Annotated in this window: 29 protein-coding genes; 16 read left to right on the top strand and 13 right to left on the bottom strand. The window is 65.4% G+C overall.

Features of this window, described 5'->3' with window-relative positions:
* Window positions 1–200: 200 nt before the first annotated feature.
* Together JT689_RS00525 and JT689_RS00520 are read right to left on the bottom strand one after the other, a co-directional pair.
* Window positions 201–548: a PqqD family protein gene (locus JT689_RS00525; protein WP_205250708.1), complete on the bottom strand. Its 348-nt coding sequence runs from the start codon at window positions 546–548 to the stop codon at window positions 201–203.
* The gene (locus JT689_RS00520) at window positions 545–2,512 is read right to left on the bottom strand and encodes an oligopeptide transporter, OPT family (protein WP_176705175.1); all 1,968 of its coding nucleotides are present in this window, start codon (window positions 2,510–2,512) and stop codon (window positions 545–547) included. Before JT689_RS00520 ends, JT689_RS00525 begins: the two co-directional genes overlap by 4 nt.
* 667 nt (window positions 2,513–3,179) lie before the next feature.
* Here JT689_RS00520 and JT689_RS00515 point away from each other — a divergent pair.
* The 4 genes from JT689_RS00515 (at window position 3,180) to JT689_RS00500 (ending at window position 6,761) form a co-directional block, all read left to right on the top strand.
* Window positions 3,180–3,497, top strand: coding sequence for a hypothetical protein (locus JT689_RS00515; protein ID WP_229373336.1), 318 nt, complete (start codon window positions 3,180–3,182; stop codon window positions 3,495–3,497).
* Window positions 3,498–3,949: 452 nt separating this feature from the next.
* A complete protein-coding gene (locus JT689_RS00510) occupies window positions 3,950–4,999 on the top strand; it encodes a metal ABC transporter substrate-binding protein (protein ID WP_205250706.1) in 1,050 nt (349 codons plus the stop codon).
* The gene (locus tag JT689_RS00505) at window positions 4,981–5,757 is read left to right on the top strand and encodes a metal ABC transporter ATP-binding protein (protein WP_205250705.1); all 777 of its coding nucleotides are present in this window, start codon (window positions 4,981–4,983) and stop codon (window positions 5,755–5,757) included. The genes JT689_RS00510 and JT689_RS00505 overlap by 19 nt, the downstream gene beginning before the upstream one ends.
* Complete coding sequence (locus JT689_RS00500) at window positions 5,757–6,761, top strand: metal ABC transporter permease (protein ID WP_205250704.1); 1,005 nt, start codon at window positions 5,757–5,759, stop codon at window positions 6,759–6,761. The genes JT689_RS00505 and JT689_RS00500 overlap by 1 nt, the downstream gene beginning before the upstream one ends.
* A 35-nt stretch (window positions 6,762–6,796) precedes the next feature.
* On the opposite strand, the gene JT689_RS00495 is transcribed toward JT689_RS00500, so the two are convergent.
* Together JT689_RS00495 and JT689_RS00490 are read right to left on the bottom strand one after the other, a co-directional pair.
* A complete protein-coding gene (locus tag JT689_RS00495) occupies window positions 6,797–8,188 on the bottom strand; it encodes a sodium-dependent transporter (protein ID WP_205250703.1) in 1,392 nt (463 codons plus the stop codon).
* Window positions 8,189–8,261: 73 nt separating this feature from the next.
* Window positions 8,262–9,347 (bottom strand): tubulin/FtsZ family protein, encoded by a 1,086-nt coding sequence (locus JT689_RS00490; RefSeq protein ID WP_010904119.1) that lies wholly within the window; start codon window positions 9,345–9,347, stop codon window positions 8,262–8,264.
* Window positions 9,348–9,468: 121 nt separating this feature from the next.
* Between JT689_RS00490 and JT689_RS00485 the strand changes: the two genes are divergently transcribed.
* The gene (locus tag JT689_RS00485) at window positions 9,469–10,488 is read left to right on the top strand and encodes an amidohydrolase family protein (protein WP_205250702.1); all 1,020 of its coding nucleotides are present in this window, start codon (window positions 9,469–9,471) and stop codon (window positions 10,486–10,488) included.
* Window positions 10,489–10,502: 14 nt separating this feature from the next.
* Here the strand turns inward: JT689_RS00485 and JT689_RS00480 are convergent, their stop codons facing one another.
* Together JT689_RS00480 and JT689_RS00475 are read right to left on the bottom strand one after the other, a co-directional pair.
* Window positions 10,503–11,249 (bottom strand): biotin/lipoate A/B protein ligase family protein, encoded by a 747-nt coding sequence (locus tag JT689_RS00480; RefSeq protein WP_205250701.1) that lies wholly within the window; start codon window positions 11,247–11,249, stop codon window positions 10,503–10,505.
* Window positions 11,246–11,515 carry a hypothetical protein gene (locus tag JT689_RS00475; RefSeq protein ID WP_205250700.1) on the bottom strand — a complete coding sequence of 90 codons (270 nt, stop codon included), beginning with the start codon at window positions 11,513–11,515 and terminating at the stop codon, window positions 11,246–11,248. The genes JT689_RS00480 and JT689_RS00475 overlap by 4 nt, the downstream gene beginning before the upstream one ends.
* A gap of 112 nt (window positions 11,516–11,627) precedes the next feature.
* Between JT689_RS00475 and JT689_RS00470 the strand changes: the two genes are divergently transcribed.
* Window positions 11,628–11,933 (top strand): putative quinol monooxygenase, encoded by a 306-nt coding sequence (locus JT689_RS00470; protein ID WP_010904115.1) that lies wholly within the window; start codon window positions 11,628–11,630, stop codon window positions 11,931–11,933.
* Between the two features lie 34 nt (window positions 11,934–11,967).
* Here the strand turns inward: JT689_RS00470 and JT689_RS00465 are convergent, their stop codons facing one another.
* The 7 genes from JT689_RS00465 to gvpA all read right to left on the bottom strand — a co-directional run bounded on the left by JT689_RS00465 (window position 11,968) and on the right by gvpA (window position 17,036).
* Complete coding sequence (locus tag JT689_RS00465) at window positions 11,968–12,225, bottom strand: SHOCT domain-containing protein (protein WP_229373333.1); 258 nt, start codon at window positions 12,223–12,225, stop codon at window positions 11,968–11,970.
* A 169-nt stretch (window positions 12,226–12,394) separates the two neighbouring features.
* Entirely contained in the window at window positions 12,395–13,588 is a 1,194-nt protein-coding gene (locus tag JT689_RS00460; RefSeq protein WP_205250699.1) for an inorganic phosphate transporter, read from the bottom strand.
* Window positions 13,589–13,679: 91 nt separating this feature from the next.
* Complete coding sequence (locus JT689_RS00455; protein ID WP_176705167.1) at window positions 13,680–14,378, bottom strand: TrkA family potassium uptake protein; 699 nt, start codon at window positions 14,376–14,378, stop codon at window positions 13,680–13,682.
* 90 nt (window positions 14,379–14,468) lie between these two features.
* Complete coding sequence (gene gvpO / locus JT689_RS00450) at window positions 14,469–14,804, bottom strand: gas vesicle protein GvpO (protein WP_010904111.1); 336 nt, start codon at window positions 14,802–14,804, stop codon at window positions 14,469–14,471.
* Window positions 14,805–14,826: 22 nt separating this feature from the next.
* Window positions 14,827–15,858, bottom strand: coding sequence for a gas vesicle protein GvpN (gene gvpN / locus JT689_RS00445; RefSeq protein ID WP_176705165.1), 1,032 nt, complete (start codon window positions 15,856–15,858; stop codon window positions 14,827–14,829).
* Window positions 15,855–16,712: a gas vesicle protein GvpC gene (gvpC, locus tag JT689_RS00440; protein WP_205250698.1), complete on the bottom strand. Its 858-nt coding sequence runs from the start codon at window positions 16,710–16,712 to the stop codon at window positions 15,855–15,857. The genes gvpN and gvpC overlap by 4 nt, the downstream gene beginning before the upstream one ends.
* An 84-nt stretch (window positions 16,713–16,796) precedes the next feature.
* Window positions 16,797–17,036, bottom strand: coding sequence for a gas vesicle structural protein GvpA (gene gvpA / locus JT689_RS00435; RefSeq protein WP_010904108.1), 240 nt, complete (start codon window positions 17,034–17,036; stop codon window positions 16,797–16,799).
* Between the two features lie 268 nt (window positions 17,037–17,304).
* Between gvpA and gvpD the strand changes: the two genes are divergently transcribed.
* From gvpD to JT689_RS00385, 10 genes are read left to right on the top strand one after another with little or no spacing between them, the layout of a single operon-like run.
* The gene (gene gvpD / locus JT689_RS00430) at window positions 17,305–18,783 is read left to right on the top strand and encodes a gas vesicle protein GvpD basic region 2 domain-containing protein (RefSeq protein WP_205250697.1); all 1,479 of its coding nucleotides are present in this window, start codon (window positions 17,305–17,307) and stop codon (window positions 18,781–18,783) included.
* Window positions 18,784–18,787: 4 nt separating this feature from the next.
* Window positions 18,788–19,369 carry a helix-turn-helix transcriptional regulator gene (gvpE, locus tag JT689_RS00425; RefSeq protein WP_205250696.1) on the top strand — a complete coding sequence of 194 codons (582 nt, stop codon included), beginning with the start codon at window positions 18,788–18,790 and terminating at the stop codon, window positions 19,367–19,369.
* On the top strand, window positions 19,362–20,015 hold the full coding sequence (gvpF, locus tag JT689_RS00420) for a gas vesicle protein GvpF (RefSeq protein ID WP_205250695.1): 654 nt from the start codon (window positions 19,362–19,364) through the stop codon (window positions 20,013–20,015). Before gvpE ends, gvpF begins: the two co-directional genes overlap by 8 nt.
* A 2-nt stretch (window positions 20,016–20,017) precedes the next feature.
* Window positions 20,018–20,269, top strand: a complete 252-nt coding sequence (gene gvpG, locus JT689_RS00415; RefSeq protein ID WP_012289627.1) for a gas vesicle protein GvpG — start codon at window positions 20,018–20,020, stop codon at window positions 20,267–20,269.
* On the top strand, window positions 20,269–20,760 hold the full coding sequence (gvpH, locus tag JT689_RS00410) for a gas vesicle protein GvpH (RefSeq protein WP_205250694.1): 492 nt from the start codon (window positions 20,269–20,271) through the stop codon (window positions 20,758–20,760). Before gvpG ends, gvpH begins: the two co-directional genes overlap by 1 nt.
* The gene (gvpI, locus tag JT689_RS00405) at window positions 20,757–21,098 is read left to right on the top strand and encodes a gas vesicle protein GvpI (protein ID WP_176705160.1); all 342 of its coding nucleotides are present in this window, start codon (window positions 20,757–20,759) and stop codon (window positions 21,096–21,098) included. The genes gvpH and gvpI overlap by 4 nt, the downstream gene beginning before the upstream one ends.
* Window positions 21,095–21,391: a gas vesicle protein gene (gene gvpJ / locus JT689_RS00400; protein WP_205250693.1), complete on the top strand. Its 297-nt coding sequence runs from the start codon at window positions 21,095–21,097 to the stop codon at window positions 21,389–21,391. Before gvpI ends, gvpJ begins: the two co-directional genes overlap by 4 nt.
* Window position 21,392: 1 nt before the next feature.
* Window positions 21,393–21,752 (top strand): gas vesicle protein K, encoded by a 360-nt coding sequence (locus tag JT689_RS00395; protein WP_010904100.1) that lies wholly within the window; start codon window positions 21,393–21,395, stop codon window positions 21,750–21,752.
* Window positions 21,749–22,588 (top strand): gas vesicle protein GvpL, encoded by an 840-nt coding sequence (gvpL, locus tag JT689_RS00390; RefSeq protein ID WP_205250692.1) that lies wholly within the window; start codon window positions 21,749–21,751, stop codon window positions 22,586–22,588. The genes JT689_RS00395 and gvpL overlap by 4 nt, the downstream gene beginning before the upstream one ends.
* Window positions 22,569–22,790, top strand: a complete 222-nt coding sequence (locus tag JT689_RS00385) for a gas vesicle protein (RefSeq protein ID WP_012289625.1) — start codon at window positions 22,569–22,571, stop codon at window positions 22,788–22,790. The genes gvpL and JT689_RS00385 overlap by 20 nt, the downstream gene beginning before the upstream one ends.

Raw genomic sequence — 22,790 nt, 5'->3', positions numbered from 1 at the left:
GTTAGGCCGTACTAAAAATTCACCGGGGAGCCGCATATACTTTACGAGAACACGCATTATCTCCGGAGAAACCACGTCATACATCCATTATACTGTGCAATCTTTCACGCACACACAGGTCGTTGCGTCGAGCAGCCCCACAACCGGTTCGGCACCGTCTTCCGGTCGCTAATACCACCCGAGCGCTCCGCCGACCGTGGTCACTCCTCGAACCGAAGCAGGTCCTTTTCGCCGAGTTGCATGAGGAAGTGGCCGAGCGTCTCTTCGACCGGCGCAACGCGCTCCGCGTCGTGTTCATCGGCGACGCGAGACGCGATGTCCGCGACGGTGTTGGTGCCATCGCAGGCGCGCCAGACGGTTGCGCCAACCGCATCGAGCACGAGCTCGCGGTCGCGGTCCGCATCGAAGAGGTCAAACAGGAACCCATCAACGCGGTTCCGCGGGGCGACCGTTCGCGTGATCGTGACCTGCACCACGTCGTCGGTCCGCGTGACTGTCCACTCCTCCGTGGTGCGCTCCGGAATCGCAGTTGGCGCGTGTGTTGTCATGTGTCCTGTGGGTCGCGGATGACGCCGCCGACGAAGACGGCAACGAGAGCGACGAGCGCCACGCCACCGAGCAGCGTCTGTGTGCCGGATGCGAGTCCCACCGCGTACGGCGCGCCCTCGTCGGCGCCGATCCCGAGCACGTAGATCCCGCCGACGACGATCCCCATGATCGCCTCGCCAGTGATCAGCCCGGCGGCAATGATTCGGCCGCGGTAGGTCGCACGTTCCTTTGCCGCCTCGTCGCCGTCGTCGCTGCGCCAGTCAACGTATCGGTCGACGCCCGCCCGCAGCAGCCCGCCGAGGAAGATCGGCGTGGCGAGCGTGATCGGGAGGTAGATGCCGACCGAGAACGGCAACACGGGGACGTCCATCATGATCAACACGATCGCGAAGACGGCACCGATGAGGATCATCCCCCACTGCGCGCTTCCAGTGAGCACTCCCTCCGAGATCAGCGCCATCATGCCGGCCTGCGGAGCGGGGATCGTCTCGCTCCCGATGCCGTACGCTTGGTTGAAAAACGACAGCACCCAGCCCGCGAACACCGACGAGATCGCGATCCCGACCATCTGTGCGATCTGCTGTTTGCGTGGGGTTGCGCCGAGCAGGTAGCCGGTTTTCAGGTCCTGTGAGGTGTCGCCGGCGACCGCCGCGGCGATCGCAACAACGGAGGCGGTCAAGAGCACCACGACCGGATCCGAGACGCCGGTGGATTTCATCGCGAGTGCGGCGATCAGGACGGTCGCGACCGCCATCCCGGAGACTGGGTTCGACGAGCTGCCGACGACCCCGACCAGGTATGCGGACACCGCAACGAACAGGAACGCGGCGATCACGGCAATGACACCGCCCAGAACGCCGAGTTCGACCTGTGGGATCGCAACCAGCGCGATCGTGATCGCGAGCGCCCCGAGCACGACCACTTTCATCGAGAGGTCGCGTTGGGTTCGGGGGATCTGTGTCGCGGTTTCCGATTTGGAGCCGCTGAGCTCGGCGGCCGCGGACGCAAGCGCGTCGCGGATCGTTCCAGCCATCGAGATGATCGCGTAGAACCCGCCCACGATCATCGCGCCCGCACCGATGTATCGCACGTACTGATCCCAGACCGCGTGTGCTTGTCCCATCAGGGTGAGATTCGCCGCCTGATCGGGCACAAACCCGCCTGTGATGAGCAGCGGGATCAACATCATCCACGCCACCAGCCCGCCACCGAACACGTACGCTGCGATCCGCGGACCGATGATGTAGCCGACGCCGATCAGGGCGGGCGTGAAGTCACCGCCGATCGCAAACCCGCGGGTCTGCCCCGCCGAGAACGCCGTTTCGAGGGTCGTCTTCATCACGGCCATGCCGTTGGCCAGCCACATGTAGATGAAGCTCACGAAGAACCCCAGTGAGATGAGTTTCACCCCGCCGTCGCCTTCCGAGCCGGTTTCGAGCACGTCCGCACACGCCGTGCCCTCGGGATACGGCAGCTGTTCGTGCTTGTCGACGATGAGATACCGCCGCATCGGGATCATGAACAGCACGCCGAGCAGCCCACCCAACGCAGCGACGGCCGCGGTTTCGACGATGTTGATGGACTGATCGAGGAACGTGACACCCGCGATCGTGAAGATCACACCGGCGGCCAGTGCCTCGCCCGCCGAAGTCATCGTCTGTACGATGTTGTTCTCCAGGATCGTGCCGCCGATGCCCGCGTACCGCAGCGCGTAGAACAGTCCCATGCTGATGACTGCCGCCGGGATCGAGGCGCTGATCGTGAGCCCCGACCGCATCCCGAGGTACATGTTCGCAGTGAGCAGCAACACGTTGAGCGCGAGCCCGATCAACACCGCCTTGACGGTGAGCTCGGCGACGTTCTTTCCGGCGGGAACGGTTGGGGCAGGCCCAGGCCGTGTGTGGTCATTTGTCGTGCGATTCGTGTCCGCCGTGGATGGTGACTCCGATGGGTCTTGTGGCATAATCGAATCGGGCGGTCGTCTCCACACCTGCGCCGTCGTCGCGCAGCCCACCGATCACACCAACCGAACTACCGGATTTCGTATGTATGCTAAATCGTCGCTGGTGTGTCCGATGAGCGCACTGACGGTCTTGGAGAGTGATTCCGCGTTTTCGGTGACGGTAGTCAGTTCCACGCATAAATACCGAACGTTCTTAGACAATCGTTCAGTCCCTCTGTCGTGTCTTCACTCAACAAATCCATAGATAACACATCTCATGACTGTGTCTCTCTCCCAACAACTCTGATTCTGTACATACTACGGACGGGTCATACGCTATGGTTTGACTGCTGCAAACGATCCGTCAATTCCAGCCCAGTTCTGTTTGGCTCCCACAATTCGTTATTGGATATTGCTGATCGTTTCTGTCCGAGATCCACACTCCAGGGCCACCCCTGGGTAGTGTAGTTCTGCCCTCGATTTAGGTTGACTCTACTTGCCGCTTCAGCACAAACAAAATATAAAATTATATTAACCACTAAACTAAAAACAAGAATGCATCATGTCACGACAACGAACTCGGCGCGACATCATCCGCACCGCTGGTACGACCGCAGCAGGATTGGCAGTTGTCTCTGGAAGCGCTGTAGCTAGTAAAAATACAGCTCAGTCGGGGTCGGTTCATCCCATGGACACGAAGTCGTTCTCGATTTCGTTCCAATTATATCCATCTGACGGTGACAGCGGAAACTACCGCGTAGAAGTTCCCGATGAGGATGCGAACGTTGGGAAGCTTGAAACCGGTATAGTGGGTAATGATTCAGTTAAGACTTATGACTCAAAAACAATTGTTCAGGGACACGTAGAAGCTGACTCATCTCGAAAAGACGAAATTGAGTTTGATACGGACAGCGGAACACGACCCCCAGGTGATGACTGGTGGTCCGCGGATCCTGAAATCACTGTCACTCTAGACAAACCTTCGGGCAGCGAAACGCTTCAGTAGACGACCGCCCCGCACAACTATCCCACTTCTGCTCGCCAACAGCAGACGATCCGGTCTGGAGTCGTTGTGCGGACCTCAAACGATCCGAGCTCTGCGTTCTTATTCACGTCTACCAATGTTACACCACGGCCGAGAACGAACTCGCCACTGGTAATCGGCTCCCGAGCACCGGTCTCCTGTGTGACACAAGTGAACTCCCGTAGCCCCGCTCATCGCGTCCTCAAAACGAGAACCTGCCCTGTGTGGCCATCGCGTTGCCTGTGTCTGTACTACCCCCTTCGATCGGGATGCCGATATAGAGCTTCTTTCGAGCCTTTAGCCGGGCGTCAGTTGCACGATCGTGGGAATCGTGCAGTCATTGGTGGACACGCCCGCCCAAGGATTTGATACATCTAAATTTAGATTTAGATAGAAACTATTTTATAATTCTATCCGTCACGTTCCCAGTACCGATGGACGAGCAGACACACACGCACCTCTCACGCAGACGCACACTCACTGCGGGCGCTGGCGTTCTCAGCGCTAGCCTCGCCGGTTGCATAACGAGCGGCGACACCGACGGAGACCCGGAATCGGGACCGACCGTCGCAGTCGCGTCGTTTTTCAGCTTCTATGACTTCGCGCGGAAGATCGTCGCCGACACGCCGATCACCGTCCGCAATCTCATTCCCACGGGGCTCCACGGCCACGGCTGGGAGCCGAACGCAAGCATCACCAAGGAGATCCTCGACGCCGACGCGCTCATTCACGTCGGCCCGGACTTTCAGCCGTGGGTCGACCGCGCAATCGAATCATTGGACGACGACGACGCCGATACTCGCCGCATCAACGTTCGGGATGGCGTCGAACTCGTCGACCTCGCTGCGAGCCTCGACCGCGACGAGGAGGGCATCGGCCAGAACCGCGGCAAAGACCCTCACTTCTGGCTCGATCCGAACCGAGCCAAGCAGTCCATCGACAACCTCACCGAGGGGTTCGTTCAGCTCGCACCCTCCCACGAAAACACACTCCGAACGAACGCCGCCGCGTACAAATCCGGGGTCCTGGACGAGCTCGACGACGCATACGCCGCCATCTTCGACCGCGCCGACCGTGACGTCGTTCAGTTGGCCGCGCACAACGCGTTCCAATACCTCGGGACGGCTTACGACATCGAAATGCGGCCGCTGGTGGTGAACTTGGCCGCCAGCGGGACGGTCAAGGCATCCGACATCATGGACGCCAAGCAAACGATCGACGACAACGACATCACGTACATCGGTGCGGCCGTGTTCGAAACCCGCCGCCCCGCCGAACAGCTGCTCAGTGAAACCGACGTGGAAGCCTACTACCCAGTCACACCCTACGCGGGCGTTCGCGAGGACTGGGTCAAGCAGGGCTGGGGCTACGAGGAGATCGCGCGCAACATCAACATGCCCACGTTCAAGCTCCTGCTCGGGAACGCGGCTCCGGACGACGTCGGGGGCGCCGAGTGGAACGCCACATGGAGGAACTTCGAATGACACCACACCACGACAACACTGCCGACACGCCCGCCATCGAGCTCGCCGACGTCGCGTTCGGGTACACAGCCACCCCGGTCGTCGAAGACATCTCGCTTGCGGTCTCACCCGGTGAGTACATCGGCGTCGTCGGGCCCAACGGCTCCGGGAAGTCCACGCTCATGAAGCTCATGCTCGGGCTGTTGCGGCCCGACCGTGGTCGTGCCCGCCTGTTCGGGGTTCCAGCACACCAGTTCGACACCGGTTCGCGCATCGGCTACGTCGCCCAACACGCGAGCGCTTCCAAGGAGATGCCGATCACCGTCCGGGAGGTGGTCAAAATGGGGCGGTTCCCGCACGTCGGCTTCGGCCAGCTGTCGGCCGACGACTGGGCTGTTGTCGACGACGCGCTGGACACGGTCGGCATGTCGGCGTTCGCCGACCGCCGCGTCACCGAGCTATCCGGCGGACAACGACAGCGCGCGTTCATCGCTCGTGCGCTCGCCGGTGAGGCCGAACTGCTCGTGTTCGACGAACCCACGGTCGGCGTCGACGTCGAGTCCGTGGCTGCGTTCTACGACCTGTTGGACGTGCTTCACGACGACGGTATCACGGTCGTGCTCATCGAACACGACCTGGGTGCGGTCACCGAGCACGCCGAGCGCGTCATCTGTCTCAACCGAGAACTACATTTCGACGGCCCCACGGCGGAGTTCGTCGACAGCGACGCGCTCGCACGCGCGTTCGGCACCACGACCGCCGTGCTCGGTGACGACTGATGACGGACGTGATCGTCCAGCCGGCAGTCATCGAACCGCTGCTCGGCCCGCTGTACTGGCTGCTTGGCGTCTGGTCGCAGCTCATGACCGGGGTTGCGCGTGCAACCGGCCTGGAGGTCCTTCAATACGGGTTCATGCACCGCGCGATCCTGGTTGGGCTCTGCATCGGCGTGATGGCCCCGCTCATCGGGACGTTCCTGGTCCACCGGCAACTCGCACTCATCGGGGACGCCCTCGCCCACACTGGGTTCGCCGGCGTTGCCATCGGCCTGTTCTTGAACGCCGTCTTTGAGTTCGGGATCTCGCCGTACCTGACGGCGGTGATCGTGGCGATGGTCGCGGCGCTACTGATCGAGGTGATCTCGGAGACGACCGACGCGTACAACGACGTCTCGATGGCGATCGTGTTGTCCACGGGGTTCGCGCTCGGCACCACGCTCATCAGCATCAACGCTGGTGGGCTGGCCGTCGGCGTCAATCAGTTCCTGTTCGGGAACCTCTCGACGGTCTCCACCGACAGCGCCGCCATCCTCCTGGTGTTGTTCACGATCATCGTCGGCGTTGTCGGAGTGACCCGCAACCAACTGCTGTACGTGACCTTCGACGAGACCGCCGCTGCGGTTTCCGGGCTGTCCGTGAACTGGTACAACCGCATCATGGTGATGCTGACCGCCATGGTCGTCGTCGGTGCCATGCAGATCATGGGCGTCATCCTCGTGGCGGCGATGCTTGTTGTCCCCGTGGCGGGAGCGTCACAGGTCGCTCGCAGTTTCAACGAATCACTGCTCGTGTCAGTCGTGCTCGCGGAAATCGCCGTGGTGTTGGGCATCGCCGTCTCCTACTACGGGGAAGCGACTGCCGGGGGAGTGATCGTGTTGCTCGCCGTTGGAGTCTACGTGCTCGCAGTCCTGGCGGGGAAGCTACAGACCGCCCTCACCGGCACTGAAACGCCGGAGATGGGGGCGATCTCCCCGAACTCGGACCCGACGACGACCGACGACTGAGCCACTGCTACTCGCCGGCGACGAGACAGTCTCCGTCACGCTGTTCGCGTGACGGCAGTGCGGCACGCGACCGCCACGCCAACGGCGATCGCCGCACGCGTGGTGTTCGTCAGCGAGACGCCGGTAATGGACGCCACTGTCGTCGTCAACGAAAACACGACGACCACCGGAAGCACCCAGCCAACCGCCACCACCCACGGGGTCGCCAGCCCGCTGAGGCGGCCGGCACCGGCCCGGAACTCAGCTGCTGCCTCCTCGCGCAGCACCCAACCGACGATCCCGAGGAACGCAAGCAAGCCCAGGGTCAGCATGACATCCACGACGGGGCCGGAGACGAACCGGAACGCCGGCCCGGCGAGCGCCAGCCCGCTGCCGGTGGCCGCGAGCAGCAGTGTCACTGCCGCCGTCGCGACCCGCCGGGAGGCGTTGTAGTTGTCGACAAGCGTCGCCACGGGGGTTTCGAGGAGGTTGATGCCGCTGGTCACGGCCGCCAACAGCACGGTGAAAAAGAAGACCGTGGCGACAACGTTGCCACCCGGGAGTGCACCGAACGCGGTTGCGAGGGCAACGAACAGTGCGCCGGGGCCGCCCTGTCCCGGGGTGATGCCCTGGGAGATCAACAACGGGAGGACGACCAGCCCGGCGAGCACGCCGATCGCCGTGTTGGAGATCGCGATCACGACCGTATCTCGTGGCAGCGAGGCGTCGTCGTCGAGGTAGGAGGCGTACGTGAGCATCGCGCCAGCGCCCAGCGAGAGCGTGAACAGTGCCTGCCCCGCGGCGGGACCAAGCACCGAAAAGAAATTCGCAGCGAGGTAGTCGGGGTCGAAGCCGAGGTAGAACGCGTAGCCGGTGGCGGTGTTGGGTTGGGTGGCTGTCCAGACGGCCAGCCCGCCGAGCAACACGACGACCGCGGGGAGCATGACTTTCGAGACGCGTTCGATCCCCTGGCTCACGCCGAAGAAGACGATCAAAGCGATGATCCCGAGGAACAGCAGATGGAATCCGACCGCAGGAAGGCCGTGGCTCGCGTGGCTGAAGTACTGCTGTGGCTGTGCGAAGTACGCGCCCGTCGGTGAGAGCAGTGTGTACCGGAGGATCCAGCCGCCGACAACCGAGTAGAACGACAGCATCACCACGGTGGTGATGACGTTGAACGTCCCCACTGCGGTCCCCCATCGGGAACCGATCAGCGAGCGGAGCGCGCCGATGGGTGTTTGGCGGCCACGCCGCCCGAGCACGAACTCCGCGAGCAGTCCCGGGACCCCGATGCCAACCACGAGCAACAGGTACATCGCGAGGAACGCGCTCCCGCCGTTGTCGGCGGTCAGCCAGGGGAACCGCCAGATGTTCCCGAGGCCTGCCGCACTGCCGACGGCTGCAAGCACGAACCCGACGTTCGACACCCACGAATCACGATCAACCATCAGTGCACAACACTGGACACTGTAGGGTGAAGTTTGTGTCGTTTCGGACCGTCACGGCGGGTTCGACGGCGGTTCAATCGGTGGCCGCCTGGATCTCTTTGATGCGGGGTGCACCCCGAATCCCACCGAGCAGCACGAGGATCGTGAGCTCGTCCCCACCGGGCATCGGGTTGTCACCGGTGCGAAGCTGTACGGACCCGATCTCGTCGGCCAGCCAACTCTGGCCGTCGGACACCGCCGTCTGGTGGAGCCACTCCGGCGGCCCGGACACCACGAGCAACCCGCTCCTGGCCGCGTCCCGCGGGCAGTCGAACGTCAACCGGCCGTTGGTCGCCTGCCGCAGGGTCGTCTCCACCGCCTTGATCGACTCCACCTCGTCGACGGTCGTCTCATCCATCCCAACCAGCTCTCGGGCGCGATCCAGCAGCGAGCCGTCGTCCCCGTCGGTCCCGAGCGGCTGGCGGGCGAACCCGATCGTCGCCAGCCCGCCCTCGTCGAGCGTCGAAATGACCTCACTGGCGTCGACCACGCGTTGCCCCACGGACTCCGCAGTCACGGCCTCCCCGGCGCTGAACAGCGCCCCGAGTCGCATCGCTAACTCCGCGTTCAGCCCGTCGGTCACGTCTTCCACGTCGTTTCTGTCGTCAACCCAGGCGTCGTTGTCGAACACGAGCTGTGCGTTCGCCGCGCTCTCGAAGGCCGCAATCGCGCGTGCCGGGTTCTCCGGCGGAACCTCCTCGTGGGTCGCCGGCAGCACCGACACCGCGTACACCGGCCGGTCGTAGATGCGCTGCAACGCGTCGGTGAGCTTCGGCGCGATCACTGACCCGGTCGCCCCGCCAACCCCTGCGATCACGATGATCGCGGCCGCATCCGAGGTGATCGCCGAGTCGACCGCCCGCCGCATCTCGACGTGATCGTCCTCGGCGAGCGCCTCGATGCGCTCCCGGGGACTGTCGGCATCACCCCCGAACCCGCTGTGCCCGAAGTGGTGGCGATCCTCCTCGGAGACGGCGTCGAGCGCAGCCAGCGCACCGCGGTCGGTCTCAAGCACCGACCCGCCGGCCAGGTACGACGCCTCTCGTGTGCTGTCATCTTCGTGGAGCGCATCGACGATGCGTCCGCCGGCACCGCCGACTCCAATGGCGACAACGCGCATACCACCGTATTCAGCCACGACACGTAAAAGTACTCAGGAACGTGCGTGCGCCACTCCCCCACAATCAGTCGGGACTCGCGCATTCGAAAACGCATATCGGTCCCCAGTGCCGAGTGCGGGTATGACTGAACTCGCAGGGACCGTTCTCGCCGGCGACGCCTTCGAGCCGACCCGGGGACGTGTCGTGATCGACGACGGCCGAATCGACGCCGTCGAGGAAGACACCCACGTCGATTCCGAAGACATCATTCTCCCCGCGTTCGTAAACGCTCACACCCATCTCGGCGACTCCATCGCGAAAGAAGCGGCCGTGGGGCTCTCCCTGGACGACGCCGTAGCGCCGCCGAACAGCCTGAAACATCGGCGTCTGGCGGCCGCCAACGACGACGACCTGGTGGCAGCGATGCGCCACACGCTCACGTTCATGCACCAGACCGGCACCGTTGCCTGCCTGGACTTCCGGGAGTCCGGCCGCCCCGGCACGGAGGCACTGCGCGCCGCCGCCGACACCGTCGACGTGACGCCGTTCATCTTCGGCAGCGGGGACCCGGACGTGCTCGACATCGCCGACGGCTACGGCGCGTCCGGTGCCAACGACAACGACTTCGCCGACGAACGCGCCGCCTGTACGCGCCGAGACGCCCCGTTCGCGATCCACGCCGGCGAACCCGACGCCACCGACATCCATCCGGCCCTGGACCTGGAGCCCGACCTCCTCGTGCACATGGTGCATGCCGAGGACACCCACCTCACGCGCGTCGCTGACCAGTCGGTCCCGATCGCGGTCTGTCCACGAGCAAACACGGTGCTCGATGTCGGCGACGCACCGATCCCCGCCCTCCTCGATCACACCACCGTTGCGCTCGGCACTGACAACGTGATGTTGAACCCGCCGTCGATGTTCCGGGAGATGGCCACCACCGCCAAGCGCTTCGACGTCTCCGCCACCGACGTCCTGCGAATGGCGACCACCGCCGGTGCCGAGATCGCCGGCCTCGACTGCGGCGTCATCGAACCCGGGCGGCGCGCCGCCCTCGTGGTGCTGGACGGCGACTCACACAACCTCCGCAACGCCGTCGATCCCGTGCAAGCGGTCGTGCGGCGTGCGACCGGCCTCGACGTCAAGCGCGTGCTCACGTAGCGATTCCGGGCGCCCTACAGCTTCCGCGTCCACGCCGCCGTGTCGAACTGTTCGGCTGCGAGCGTGCGCGCCGCCTCCAGAGTCGCCGCCGACAGCGATCCCCGCCGCGTTTCGAACGTGTCCCCGATCGCCGCAACGAGTGCATCGACGATCGTGGCACGCGACGCGTCAGTGTACTCAGTCATCACTGCAACCCGCTTTTCCGCGGACGCCACGGCCTTATCGGAGAGTTTCTCTTCCCCGATCCGGAGCACGCGAAGCATCCGCTCGATGTCCAGATCGTAGCTCATCGTCGTGTGGTGCAACACCGCCCCGTCAGTCCGCAGCTGCGCCGCCCCGCCGAGCTTGCCGTCGGCGTGCACGATGTCGTTCAGCGGCTCGTAGCTGGCGTCGATGCCGACAGCCTGCAGGGCGTCGATGGCCCACTGGTCGAGGTACACGTAGCTGTCGGCAACGTCGTCGGGAACGTCTTCCGGCGGGAGGTACAGCGAGTACGTCAGCACCGCACCGGGTTCGACGTACATCGCCCCGCCACCGGTCGCGCGCCGCACCACGTCGATGTCGTGGCGCTCCACGTAGTCGGTGGCGACCTCGTCCTCGTAGGACTGGAACCGCCCGATCGGGACCGCGGGGGCGTCCCGGTACCACACCCGGAGTGTCGGCCCGATGTCGCCAGCCGCAACCTTGTCCGCAAGCACACGTTCGAGGGCCTGCTGGACCGGCTCGCTGTACGTGCCGTCGGTGATGACGCGAAGCGTCACGCGATCGCCTCCATGGTGGCGGCGGCCAGATCGCGCGCCTCGAACCCGATCAGACGGGCGTCCACGTCCGCGATCGCGTCCCGGAGCGTGGCGGCGTCGACGCCCACCGGGTGCCCTTCGATCGCGCGCTCCAAGTGCGGGCGCGCCTCCGGCGGTTCGAGGAAGAAATCACCAGTCACGCGCACCGACGTGATGCGATCGTTGGCTGTCAGCGACACGCTAACGAGCTTGCCGTCCGGGACCTTGACTGTTCCGTGCTGCGCCATATCAGTCCGTGTGCGCGACCGGCCGTAAGTTCCGTGGGTACTCACGGACCCGGAACCGGCACGACACCACCCATCCATCACACGTTTCCCCGCGGCCCTCCTCGGTCACCCCATGATCGTCGTACACGCAACGTTCCGATTCGACCCCGACGCGCGCGACGACGCCCTCGAACTGATCGCGGACCTCGTCGAGCAGTCACAGACCGAGGACGGACTGATCGACTACCGCGCCGCGGTCGACGTTTCGGACCCCAACGTGGTTCGGTTCTTCGAGCAGTACGAGGACGCCGCCGCGTTCGACGCCCACTCGCAGACCGACCACTTCCAGGCGTTCGAACAGCAGCTTCCGGAGTTGCTCGCGGGCGAGCCGGAGATCCGCCGGTTCGATGTCGATTCCGTCACCGAGCCACCCCTGTAACCCGGCCGCCGCGCTCCTGCCGGCTGGCCCCGTCTCACTGGTGTTTCGGGGGCGTCTCATCGCGCTCCCGTTCGAGAGTGCGCCGTCGAGCCGTGAACTCCTCGTCGTCGATGTCGCCGGCCGCGTAGCGCTCCCGCAGCACTGCCATGGCGGTGTCGCCGCCGGTCGCCCCATCATCGTCCATGGCACGGCGGACACGGACCACGAGATACCCCATCGCTACCACGACCGCAGCCAGGACGACCAGCCACAGGACAGTCGAGAGCAGCCCCCCGGCCATGCCGCCCCCCATCGGCCCGTGCGCACCGCGGTGGGGCCCCATTTGTGCGAGCCAGGTGTGTCGAATCATTCGTTGGGCACCTCCTCGTGTGCGTGTACGCCAGCCCCACAGTTAACCAAGGGGGCCGTTCTCGCACTCCGGGAACACAGCGAACGCGCGTTCATACGCCGACTCCCGGTGCCTACTGCAATCCCGGTATCGCCGCCAGCAGCCGGTAGAGTCCGAAACTGAGCACCGCCCCGCCCACCATCGACCCGACCCACGCCGCCACCGTGTAGCCCGTCTTCGTGACCGACACGCCGCCAGTGTCGGCCGCTCCACCGACGAGCCCGGCCCCGATGATGCTTGAGATCATCACCTTATTGAACGAGATCGGGTAGCCGAACATGATCGCCGCCTGTGCGGTCAGAAACGCCGGGATGAACGCCGCGATCGACCGCTTCGGGCCAAGCGACGCGTACTCCCTGGCGACCGCCTGGATCAGTCGCGGCGACCGCACCCAGCCGCCAACCAGGATGCCAACGCCGCCGAGAACCAGCAGGTATATCGCCGGCAGATCCAGCGCGGACTCGAACACTGGCTCCAGGGGCCCCGTGGCAAGCCCCACCTGCGATCCGCCGCTGGTGAACACGACGGCCAGCGCAAGCCCCACCAGCAGCCGGTGGATGCCGGTCGTCACGTCCCGCCGCAACTGCCAGTACATCGTGCCCGCGAGCACCACCGCAATAGCGCTGGCGACGCCCAGTGCGGTGGTGGGCACCACCCCCGCAGGGAGGTGGCGCGCGACGACGCCGGCGACCGTGGCCCGCGCGCCCTGTGGCGCGGGCAGCACCGACAACCGAATCATCGCCAACGCGTACCCGACACCGCCCGCGAGCACGGGCACTGTCACGTGGTCCGGAACGCGGTCACCGATCAGCACCCGAGCGAGCGCGTACGCGAGCACGCCCTCGACGATCGGGATCGCGAACCAGAACCCCAGAATGTTGAGATACGTGCCGACCGCGAACCCGCCCCCGAGTGCGACGCCCGCCCCGACCGCAGCGCCGGTGACGGTGAACGCCGACGGGATCGGGTATCCCCGTGAGTTCCCGATCGTGATGAGGGTGGCGGCGGTCAGCAGCGTCGCCGCGGCGGCCAGGGGTGTGATCGTGACACCGGTGATGAGTCCATGCCCGATGGTTTCGGAGATGTTGCCGCCCTGGGAGATCGCGCCCAGCCCGGCCACGATCCCGACCAGCAACGCCCCACGCAGCGTCGACAGCGCGTTCGCGCCCACCGCCGGCGCGATCGGTGCGGAGTTGCTGTTCGCGCCGACGGTGAACGCCATGAACATCGATGCAACGAGCGCCACGAGTGCGAGAAGCGAAGCCATGAATGAAATCCGTCTCCCCGTGCTGGGCTGTTCTCACGGGTCCGTCCGTATGGATGCGTCGATCGCGGACGCAACCACGCCCGCCATCCACTCAGAACCGCCCGCGGGAGCCGTCCTCGCGAACGTCAGTGCTGAACACAGCTGTCACGTCCGCCGTGGTGCCACGGCTCGAATACACCGTTACTTCGTCACCGGGGGTGATCGTCGTCTCCGAGCGCGCGATCTCCGCCTCCCCGTCGCCCGTCCGGACCGCGACAACCAGGACGTCGTCGGGCAACACCCCCGTCGACCGCGCATCCACGAGCATCGTGTCCGCGATCGGCGCGTCAGCGCCCACCGTGATCCGGAACACGGCCGCGTCACCAGCAACCGGCATGGACTCCGATACGGCGGGCTGTCTGGCAACCCGGTACAGTGATTCGGCGGCGAGATCGTGCAGCCCGGCAACCGTGTAGACGCCCAACTCCGCAAACAGGTGGCGGTGCGCCGGGCGCTGTAGCAGCGACACAACCGTGGGGATGTCGTGTTCGGCCCCGAGCAGACACACGAAGAGATTCGTCGGATCCCGCCCAGTGGTGGTGATCAGGGCGTCGGCGCGGTCGGCCCCCGCGTCCTGGATCGTCGACTCGTCCGTGGCGTCGGCGTGCAACACCGCACAGTCGTAGGCGTCGGCGATCTCGTTCGCGCGCCCCCCGTCCTGCTCGACGACGACGACCTCGTTCCCGGATCCAGTCGCAACGTCCACCAGCGGCGCTCCGACCGTCCCCGCTCCGACGATGATGACCTGCATCACTGTCGCGTTCACAACGCCGATAAATCCTCGCTTCGGTTGCTCACCCACTGACCGCCACGGCGTGGGGGTGCCGGCTCCCGCCCCGCCTCACAGCTCCTCTTTCATCTCGCCGCGCCGGTAGCGCTCACGCAGCTCGTACCCGGTGACGCGGCCGCCGTCGTCGAGCGTGATCTCGTATCGGCCGATGATGTCCTGGGTGTCGGGGACGGCGCTCCGCTCGACCACTTCGGCGAGGATTCGCCACCCGCCGTCGGCCCCCGACTCGGCGGTGATGATGCCGTCGAAGGGGTGTTCGAGCAGCTCGGCAACGGCCTCCCGAGCACGCGCCTGGGCGTCAGCGAGCCCGATCGGCGACGATCCCGCTGTGTCGCCGTCGGGGGTCTCATCCGTGCCGTCCGGTTGGTCGGCTACTGGATCGTCCATGCGTGTGCGTAGTCGGGTGCCATCACGAAAGCGTTACTCCGCGGTCAGCCAGCGTCTCCTCGATCACGTCCCGGAGCGCCTCGACGTCGCTTCGCTGGCTCACCTTCGACGCCAGCACGTCCGTACACACGTCCACGACGGTGTCGGCGTCCGGGTCGTCGGCCGCAGTCAGCCCTTCGGCCGCCATGATCGCGGCGCGGGTGCCGACGGTGATCTCCAGGCGCTCCCGGAGTTCGCGCATCATCCCCACGATGGCCGCGACCGGCACGTCGGCCGCCTCGACGTGCGCACGAACGATGGCGGTCTCGGTCTCGGCATCGTAGAAGTCCATGTGCAGCCCGACCAGCCGGTCGAGCAACGCGTCCTGTGGCTCGTGAACGCCGGCGTACTCGACGGAGTTCGAGGTCAGGATCGTTCGGAACGCCGGGTGCACGTCGACGTACCGCGACGCCCCGCGTTTGCCGGGGAGCTCGAGGACGCCCTCCTCGAACACCGACAGCAACACGTTGTTGGCCACTGGTTTGGTGCGCGAGAACTCGTTGTACACGAGCGTCGCGCCCTCCTGGACGGCCAGCGTCAGCGGGTTGTCAACCCAGCGGTCACGGACGATGTCCTTGCGCTTGACGACGTTGTGGATGAACTGATCGTGCTCCGAGATGCGCTCGGTCTCGGCGTACTCCCCGACCAGATCACTCGTCGTGAGGTCGGCGTCCCCGTTGACCCAGACCACCGGCCGGTCACGCGTCCGAGCGACGTGCATCGCCACTGCGGTCTTCCCGCAGCCGGTCGGTCCGATCAAGTGCACCGGTCGGTCGACGCTGAGCCACCGCCGCATGCGGTCGGTGACCCGCGCCACCGCGTCGGTCTCGATGAACGACTGCTCGTCGGGAATGAACGCGTCGCCGACGCGGTCGCCTGCCTGCTCGGAATCGGTGTCCCGCGCGTCCGCGAGCCGCTTGAGTTCTTTGTCCTCGCTGCCCCGTTGACGCTTATCGCTGCGCGAGGACCGGATTTTCGACCCCCTGACCTTGCGGTTCCGTGAGGTGTCGGTCATGCGTGATCATCCGGCCGGAGCGGAACGTCCTCGCCGTACTCGCCGCGGTAGCCGTCGATGGTCATCTCATGGGTCTGGAGGTGGGGCTCAGTGATCGCCTGGTAGTACTCCTCGCACACCCGACACTGCACCATGTCCTCGGGCGTGTCGTCCTCTTCGGGCTGTGCCCTGGTGACTGTGGCCTGGCCCGACAGCACGTCCGTCTGGGCAGTGGTGTCGTCGGCGTCCGTCTGGGCAGTGGCGTCGTCGGTGTGTCCGTAGAACGCACGTGCGTACGCAGCAAACGACGCCGCAGTGTCGTCGAAGTCAGCCCGCGTTGCCGCGATGTCAGCGGTCAGCGCGTGGACGGCACTCTCGTGCACGTCGTGCCGGTACGCCTCGAACCCCTCCTGCTTGGCGGTGAACGACGCCGCCGTCTCAGCGGCGTCCGCGTGCAACGCCCCGGCGGCGGGGGCGAACTCGTCGGTGGTGTAGTCCTCGAAGTCGGTCGTGACGGCACGGAACTCCTCGCGCAGCGCTTCGATGTCGCGGTGCAGCGCCGAAACGTCGTGCATAGCGGCGGCGTCGGCAGCGAACGCGGTGGTGTAGGCGTCGAACGCCGCTGCCGTGGCTTCGAGGTCCGCCCGGAGCGCGGCGGTCTCGTCGTGGTGAGTGCTGACAGCAGTGGCGAACGACTCACAGTACGCGTCCACGGCCGCCCGCATGTCACGGATGTTCTCCCGGTGCCGGCTGTCCGTACGGATGCTGTTGACGTCCGCGGCGAACTCCTCGGCGTACGCGTCCATCGCCTTGCGGACGTCGGTGACTGCCGCCCGGGCTTCGATCATCGCCTCTCGGTGGTCTGTAACCGTCATTGTCTGGGTGGAATGGGGCTAAGAAAGCGGCGTGGTGTGGTTGTGTTCGATGCATCTCCCTGGTTGCTCACCGGAGTGCTCTCGCTACGCCTCGGGTGCCGGTTCGGGGGCCTCGGCACCCGCAGTGAGTTCTGCCTGTTCGATCTTCGCGATTTCCTCGGCGTAGTGGAGGAACGTGTCGACCGATGCGGCCACAACGCGGGCCTCGACGGTCAGGATCTCGATCCCGACAAGCGAGATGCGAGCCCACACGTCGACGACAACGCCTTTGTCCAGTACACGGTCGAGAACCTCCGCCAAGCTTGAGGAGTCTGGTTGCGCCATAGTGATCTGGGTGGTACCCACCCGCAACTACAGGGAGTGTCCGGAAAACCGCCGTTGTGAGTTCAACCCCCGTTTCGGCGCTCGTAATAGTTCGCTGATTTGTACAAAATCTTGAACAAGATAAAAATACGTTCGGATTGTTTCAACGCTTGTAATGGTAGTCGAACTGAATATTACGGGTCGCGACTCCAGGTAACAGAGCGTTGAGACAGTCACGCCGCGAGGAGACCACCGGCACCACACGACCGACGACCACACAGACCGACCAATGAGCGCACGCACGCCACTCCACGCACCCCCATCCCACGAGGGGATCGCACACTTCCCCCGCGAGATCCGGCGATTTTTCACCGGCGAGCCGGGCCAGACGCTGCTGGTCAACGGTGCCCCAGGCACGGGCAAAACGCTGTTCACGATCCGCGGCCTCGACGTGCTGAGCCGAGAGGGAGACGTGCTCTACGTGTCCACGCGCGTTGATCAGGAGACCGTCTACGAGATGTACGTCGAGGGGCACGCCGCACTGGACAGAACAGCACTGCTCGACCTCTCACAGGACCCGTTCGGGTTGCCCATGGATGTCGACGTTCCCTTCGAGACGCTGAACCTGGAGTCGTTGCTCTCGTGGGTCGACGCCATCAGCGCCCCGGCCACCAAGCTCACACTCGCCTTCGACAGCTGGCGGCTGGTCTACGAGTATCTAGCCGCCCGCCACGACTCCCCACCCAGCATCGAAACCGTCACCAACCAACTCGTGGCGCTCGCCCGTGACGCCGGCGTGCGCCTCGTGTTGGTGTCCGAGACGGCCACCCAGTCGCCACTGGAGTACATCGTCGACGGCGTCGTGACACTCCACGTGACGGACAACGAGCGCGGCCGCACCAGACGCCAGCTGCGGTTAGAGAAGCTCCGTGGCGTCCGCATCGAGAACCGCCTACAGCCGTTCACGCTGGCCGACGGACAGTTCAAAGCCATCACACCGGTCGAGCTGTCGACCACACAGTCGGTCCCCGACGAGGCGACCTGGGAGCCGTTGGCGAACCCGACGGCGCGATTCTCCACGGGGATCCGGGACCTCGATACCATCCTCTCGGGGGGGTTCAATCGCGGCGGGGTCGTCCACCTCGATCTGGGGGCCGACCTGTCCCGCGATGCCTGGAGCGTGCTGGTGTTGCCGGCGATCCGGAACTTCCTCGCAAACGAGATGGGGGTCGCCGTCGTCCCCCCCAAGGAGGGCAGCCCGGGGTTGCTGCACAACGACCTCAGCGCGGTCCTCTCCAAGGCGGTGTTCGACACGCACTGCCACGTCTTCGAGACGTACGCCGGCCCCACGCGAGACCACGACGACGCGGTGGATCCCGACCGACTGCCCGGCCACGACACCACGCCGACCGAACACGGGACGCTGTCCTACGACCCGTATATCGCCCACGCCGAACGGATCCGAGAGCACAGTGACGGACCGCTGCTACACGTCATCAGCATGGATACAGCCCACCACGCCTTCGAAACCCGCCTGGGCGACTTCGCGAACTACGTCGCCCTGCACAACGACGCAAGCGTTCTCATCACCAAGCCAGGGACCGCCCTCCGCACGCGAGCAGACCGCGTCGCGGACATGCACTTCCGACTGGAGTGTGCCGGCGACGCCATCGTGCTGTACGGCGAAACCCCGCTCACGCCGCTGCTCGGAATCGGCGTCGACCAGTCCGGCACGATCCCGGAAATCACGCTCACGGAGATGGTGTGACCGTATGGACGACCTCTTAGCGGAGCTCAAATCCGAGATGGATGCGGCCGGCGTCGACGCCGACGTGGAGTTCTCGCTGCCGACCCTGGAGCTCACGGCGGCGCTCGACGCCACCATCGACGACACGTCCCAGCTCCACACCGATGATCCGTCACACCATTACACGGACACGCCGCTGACCGGCGACGACCTCCCGCTGCTCGAGGCCTGGCTGGACGACGCCCAGCTCCACGGCGTCGGCGACGACATCATCGCCGAATACATCGACGAAGTGTTGCTGGTGTTGATCACCGTGCGTGGCGGTGCCTGTGGCAAGGAGTTGCTACAGGACGTGCGGCGGTTGTTCGGCGCGGATGTCAGCCCGGGAACGATGTACCCACACCTCAAGCAGCTCGCCGATGCCGGCCTCCTCGAAATGAGCGAACTCACCAAGCGGAAGGTGTACCGCGTCGCGGACGCTCAAGCCGCCATCAAGCACGTCGACAGCGTCGTCCTGCAGTTGCTCACGTTCGCTGTCGGATTACAGACCATCATGGCAGACTGCATCGTGAACCAATCAGCGGACCCACAGCCCCAGGATGAGTGAGTCACACCTCTACACGTACGGCATCATCGACGACAACGAATCGCTCGCCCTGAACGTCGACGGCGTCGCCGGCGCGACCCGCGCGTACACCGTCTCGTACAGATCGCTGTCGGCGGTCGTCTCCGACATCGAGACGACCGACCCCGAGCGAACCGACGCGGCCGTTGAAGCGCACAACACCGTCCTGCAGGCGGTGCTCGAACACGACGCCACGCGCGCTGTCGTCCCAATGAGCTTCGGAATGGCGTTCAAGAACGCGCGCACACTGAAAGGCGTGCTCCGGGGGGCACGCCGGGCACTCCGGAGCACGCTCACCGAGATCGCCGGCACAGTCGAGCTCGGCGTGAAGGTGCTTGCGCCCGGTGACGACACCGCCGTCGACACGGCCGCGGTTCGGTCAGACGTCACCGCCCGGCTGAGTGCGTTGAGCGTCGGGGAAACGGAAAACGACTGCTTCACGGACCGACTGATCATCAACAAGTCGTATCTGGTCGAGCACGACACCAGGGAGGCCTTCGACGCCGCCATCGACGAGATCGACGCCGCCCACGACGACCTCACGGTTCGGTACACGGGTCCGTGGCCCCCGTACAACTTCGTGGACATCCATATCGGCGCTGAGCAGGCCCAACAGGGGGGTAGATAGCCGTGTTCGTCCTCGATGACCTGTTCGTGAACCCGTTCCTCTCGCTGGTGGATATCCTCCAGACGATGGCCCTCGACGAACTGTACGACACCAGCGAGATCCGCGACCAGATCAAGGAAAACCAGCTGCTGTACGAGATCGGCGACCGGCCCGCGGACGAGTACGAGCGCCGCAAACAGGAGCTGGAAGCCCAACTGCGGACGGCCGAACAGATCCGCGACCAGATGCGCGACCGCATGGAGATCAAGAACTGATGCCCACCGACGATCCGTCCGACCGGCCGAGCGGGCTCCTCGACCAGCTCAGTCGCCTCATCGAGACGCTCGCAGAACTCGACGACGACAACGGCGAACAGCACGGCCACTCCACGATCGACCGCGGTCGCACACGAATCGACTACGATTACGCCGTTTCGATCGGTCTGGGTTCCGACGCCCGTTCGCCGTCGATGCCCGCCGGGAACGCCGACGACGCAGGCGATGCGGAGACGGCGCACATCGAAACCCGCGCGTCCGACGACAGCGACGACCTCGTAGTGGTCGCCGACCTGCCGGGCGTCACCGACGAAACAGCCGTCGACGCAGCCGTTGACGACACAGGCGCACTCACGATCAGCGTCGGCGACGACGTTGTCGAGCGGCTCACCCTCGACGACCCAGGGATGACGATCACGTCGCTGACGGTCACCAACCAGATCCTCGAGCTGCGGGTCACCCCCAGCGAGCCATCAGCCACCGACACATGACACCCACGAACCGACACACCCACGGCCAGAACGCACAGCACGCCCGCCGGAACGCCCAACAGAGCCGGGACGCCGCGCGGCGCAAACTCATCGCCCAACACGCGGCGCTCGCCGAGCAGCGGGCGCGCAACCGCCGCCGCAGCGACACCGAGCAGCCCACCAGCGACACCACCAACCCGGCCGCACATTCGACGCTGCCGGCACAACGAACGAACGCCCAAAACGCAGCCCGAAACGCCCACTCGACCGTCCCGGAACAGCCCACGCACGCCACGACCGCGGCCCGAGCGCGGCTGTATGGGCTGCGCCTCCACAACGCGGCGACCACCGACAAATGAGCGACCCCAAACCAACGCGCTCACAGGGTGATCTCGCCGAAACCCTGGAGCTGCTGCTCGACAAGGGAGTGGTGGTCAACGCCGACATCGCGGTCAGCGTCGGCGACACGGAGCTCCTCGGGGTCGAGCTTCGTGCAGCCATTGCGTCCTTCGAGACGGCCGCGGAGTACGGGCTTGACTTCCCGACGGGAACCGACATGGAGCGCGTGACTGCCGCCGCGGGCGTGGACGCCGACGACAGCAAGTCGGTGCTTGAGCGCCCTGCCGCGCCCACAACGGAGGGGTCGGAGTAACATGGAGATCGCGCTTGACGACCACGACGACGAGGACCTCCAGAGCGGGCTCACGGCGCTCGTCGTGACAGTCGTCGAACTCCTGGTCGAGGCACTCGAAGGGGAGGCCGTACGGCGCATGGAGTCGGGCTCCCTGTCGGACGCGGAGATCGAGCGACTCGGGAGCCAACTCCAGGCGCTCGAGGCGGAACTAGACCGCCTGCAGGCCGACCAGGACATCGAGGCGGCCGTCGACGAGTTCAAAGACGACTTGGACCACGTGCTCCGGGACGCCATCACACAGATGTCGGAGGCCGACTCCACACCGGGGTTCGAACCCCAGCACAGCGCTGACGGCGACTCCGGTGGTGGGTCAGCGTGACGCCCGCACAGTCGCAGGCTCGCGCACAGCTTCCCGACGGGCGGTACGTCTACTGCGTCGTCGACACCACGTCCGTGCCATCAGCTCCCGTCGGGGAGACGACGGGCATCGACGACGAGACCGTTCGCGTGGTCTCCGTCGACGGCGTCGGCGCTGTCGTCCACGACTGCACGTCGGTGTACGACGCCGACGACATCGACCAGGTGAAGCGGTGGCTGGTCACCCACCAGCAGGTCGTCGACGATGTCAGTGACGTGTTCGGCACGCCGCTCCCGATGCGGTTCGACACCGTCTTCGCCGGCGGCGACAGTGCGCTCACCGACTGGCTTGCTGACACGCATCCCCGTCTCCGCACCGAACTGGACGGGTTTGCCGGCTGCTGGGAGTACCGCGTCACCCTGTTGTGGGACCCACAGCCCTTCGAGGCACACGTAACGGCCACCGACGACACGCTCCAGGCTCTCGAAGCGCGCCAGGCCGACGCTGACGCAGGCACGACGTTCCTGCTCGAAAAGCAGTACGACGCCCGGCTGGCGGAGCGCCGCCGGGCACGTCGGTCGGCGCTCGCCAGTGATCTGTCCGCAGCCGTCGAACCGGTCGCCACCCAGGTGGCGTCCCAAGACACCACAACGTCTCTGCGCGACGAGTCGGTGTCCGAGCGTCATACGCCGATCGCGCGACTCGCCGTGCTTGCGCCCGAAACCGACGAATCCGCGCTGGGATCGCAACTGGACGACATCGCCGCACGCGACGGCGTGACGATCCGATTCACCGGCCCCTGGCCGCCGTACACGTTCGCGCCCGACATCTGTACCGATGAACCCAACCAAGCGTAACTCCCACGCCATCGTTGAATTCGTCGACGTACTGTTGCGCGACGGGGCCGTGATCCAGGCGGACGCGATCGTCACGGTTGCCGGCGTCCCCCTGCTCGGGATCAGCCTTCGCGCCGCGATCGCGGGCATGACCACCATGACCGAATACGGCATATTCGACGGCTGGGACGCCGACCACCGCCGCCGGAACGCCCAGCCCTGA

The organism is Halobacterium sp. GSL-19 (genome assembly GCF_016917855.1).
In the GTDB taxonomy this organism is placed as follows: domain Archaea; phylum Halobacteriota; class Halobacteria; order Halobacteriales; family Halobacteriaceae; genus Halobacterium; species Halobacterium salinarum.
Note: the sequence above shows the minus strand (reverse complement) of the source record. Positions and strands in the feature narration are given on the sequence as shown.

Coding starts and splice junctions, on each gene's coding strand:
- JT689_RS00525 (WP_205250708.1), bottom strand. CDS start 548: ATGACAACACACGCGCCAACTGCGATTCCGGAGCGCACCACGGAGGAG.
- JT689_RS00520 (WP_176705175.1), bottom strand. CDS start 2,512: ATGCCACAAGACCCATCGGAGTCACCATCCACGGCGGACACGAATCGC.
- JT689_RS00515 (WP_229373336.1), top strand. CDS start 3,180: ATGGACACGAAGTCGTTCTCGATTTCGTTCCAATTATATCCATCTGAC.
- JT689_RS00510 (WP_205250706.1), top strand. CDS start 3,950: ATGGACGAGCAGACACACACGCACCTCTCACGCAGACGCACACTCACT.
- JT689_RS00505 (WP_205250705.1), top strand. CDS start 4,981: ATGGAGGAACTTCGAATGACACCACACCACGACAACACTGCCGACACG.
- JT689_RS00500 (WP_205250704.1), top strand. CDS start 5,757: ATGACGGACGTGATCGTCCAGCCGGCAGTCATCGAACCGCTGCTCGGC.
- JT689_RS00495 (WP_205250703.1), bottom strand. CDS start 8,188: ATGGTTGATCGTGATTCGTGGGTGTCGAACGTCGGGTTCGTGCTTGCA.
- JT689_RS00490 (WP_010904119.1), bottom strand. CDS start 9,347: ATGCGCGTTGTCGCCATTGGAGTCGGCGGTGCCGGCGGACGCATCGTC.
- JT689_RS00485 (WP_205250702.1), top strand. CDS start 9,469: ATGACTGAACTCGCAGGGACCGTTCTCGCCGGCGACGCCTTCGAGCCG.
- JT689_RS00475 (WP_205250700.1), bottom strand. CDS start 11,515: ATGGCGCAGCACGGAACAGTCAAGGTCCCGGACGGCAAGCTCGTTAGC.
- JT689_RS00470 (WP_010904115.1), top strand. CDS start 11,628: ATGATCGTCGTACACGCAACGTTCCGATTCGACCCCGACGCGCGCGAC.
- JT689_RS00465 (WP_229373333.1), bottom strand. CDS start 12,225: ATGGGGGGCGGCATGGCCGGGGGGCTGCTCTCGACTGTCCTGTGGCTG.
- JT689_RS00460 (WP_205250699.1), bottom strand. CDS start 13,588: ATGGCTTCGCTTCTCGCACTCGTGGCGCTCGTTGCATCGATGTTCATG.
- JT689_RS00455 (WP_176705167.1), bottom strand. CDS start 14,378: ATGCAGGTCATCATCGTCGGAGCGGGGACGGTCGGAGCGCCGCTGGTG.
- gvpO (WP_010904111.1), bottom strand. CDS start 14,804: ATGGACGATCCAGTAGCCGACCAACCGGACGGCACGGATGAGACCCCC.
- gvpN (WP_176705165.1), bottom strand. CDS start 15,858: ATGACCGACACCTCACGGAACCGCAAGGTCAGGGGGTCGAAAATCCGG.
- gvpC (WP_205250698.1), bottom strand. CDS start 16,712: ATGACGGTTACAGACCACCGAGAGGCGATGATCGAAGCCCGGGCGGCA.
- gvpA (WP_010904108.1), bottom strand. CDS start 17,036: ATGGCGCAACCAGACTCCTCAAGCTTGGCGGAGGTTCTCGACCGTGTA.
- gvpD (WP_205250697.1), top strand. CDS start 17,305: ATGAGCGCACGCACGCCACTCCACGCACCCCCATCCCACGAGGGGATC.
- gvpE (WP_205250696.1), top strand. CDS start 18,788: ATGGACGACCTCTTAGCGGAGCTCAAATCCGAGATGGATGCGGCCGGC.
- gvpF (WP_205250695.1), top strand. CDS start 19,362: ATGAGTGAGTCACACCTCTACACGTACGGCATCATCGACGACAACGAA.
- gvpH (WP_205250694.1), top strand. CDS start 20,269: ATGCCCACCGACGATCCGTCCGACCGGCCGAGCGGGCTCCTCGACCAG.
- gvpI (WP_176705160.1), top strand. CDS start 20,757: ATGACACCCACGAACCGACACACCCACGGCCAGAACGCACAGCACGCC.
- gvpJ (WP_205250693.1), top strand. CDS start 21,095: ATGAGCGACCCCAAACCAACGCGCTCACAGGGTGATCTCGCCGAAACC.
- JT689_RS00395 (WP_010904100.1), top strand. CDS start 21,393: ATGGAGATCGCGCTTGACGACCACGACGACGAGGACCTCCAGAGCGGG.
- JT689_RS00385 (WP_012289625.1), top strand. CDS start 22,569: ATGAACCCAACCAAGCGTAACTCCCACGCCATCGTTGAATTCGTCGAC.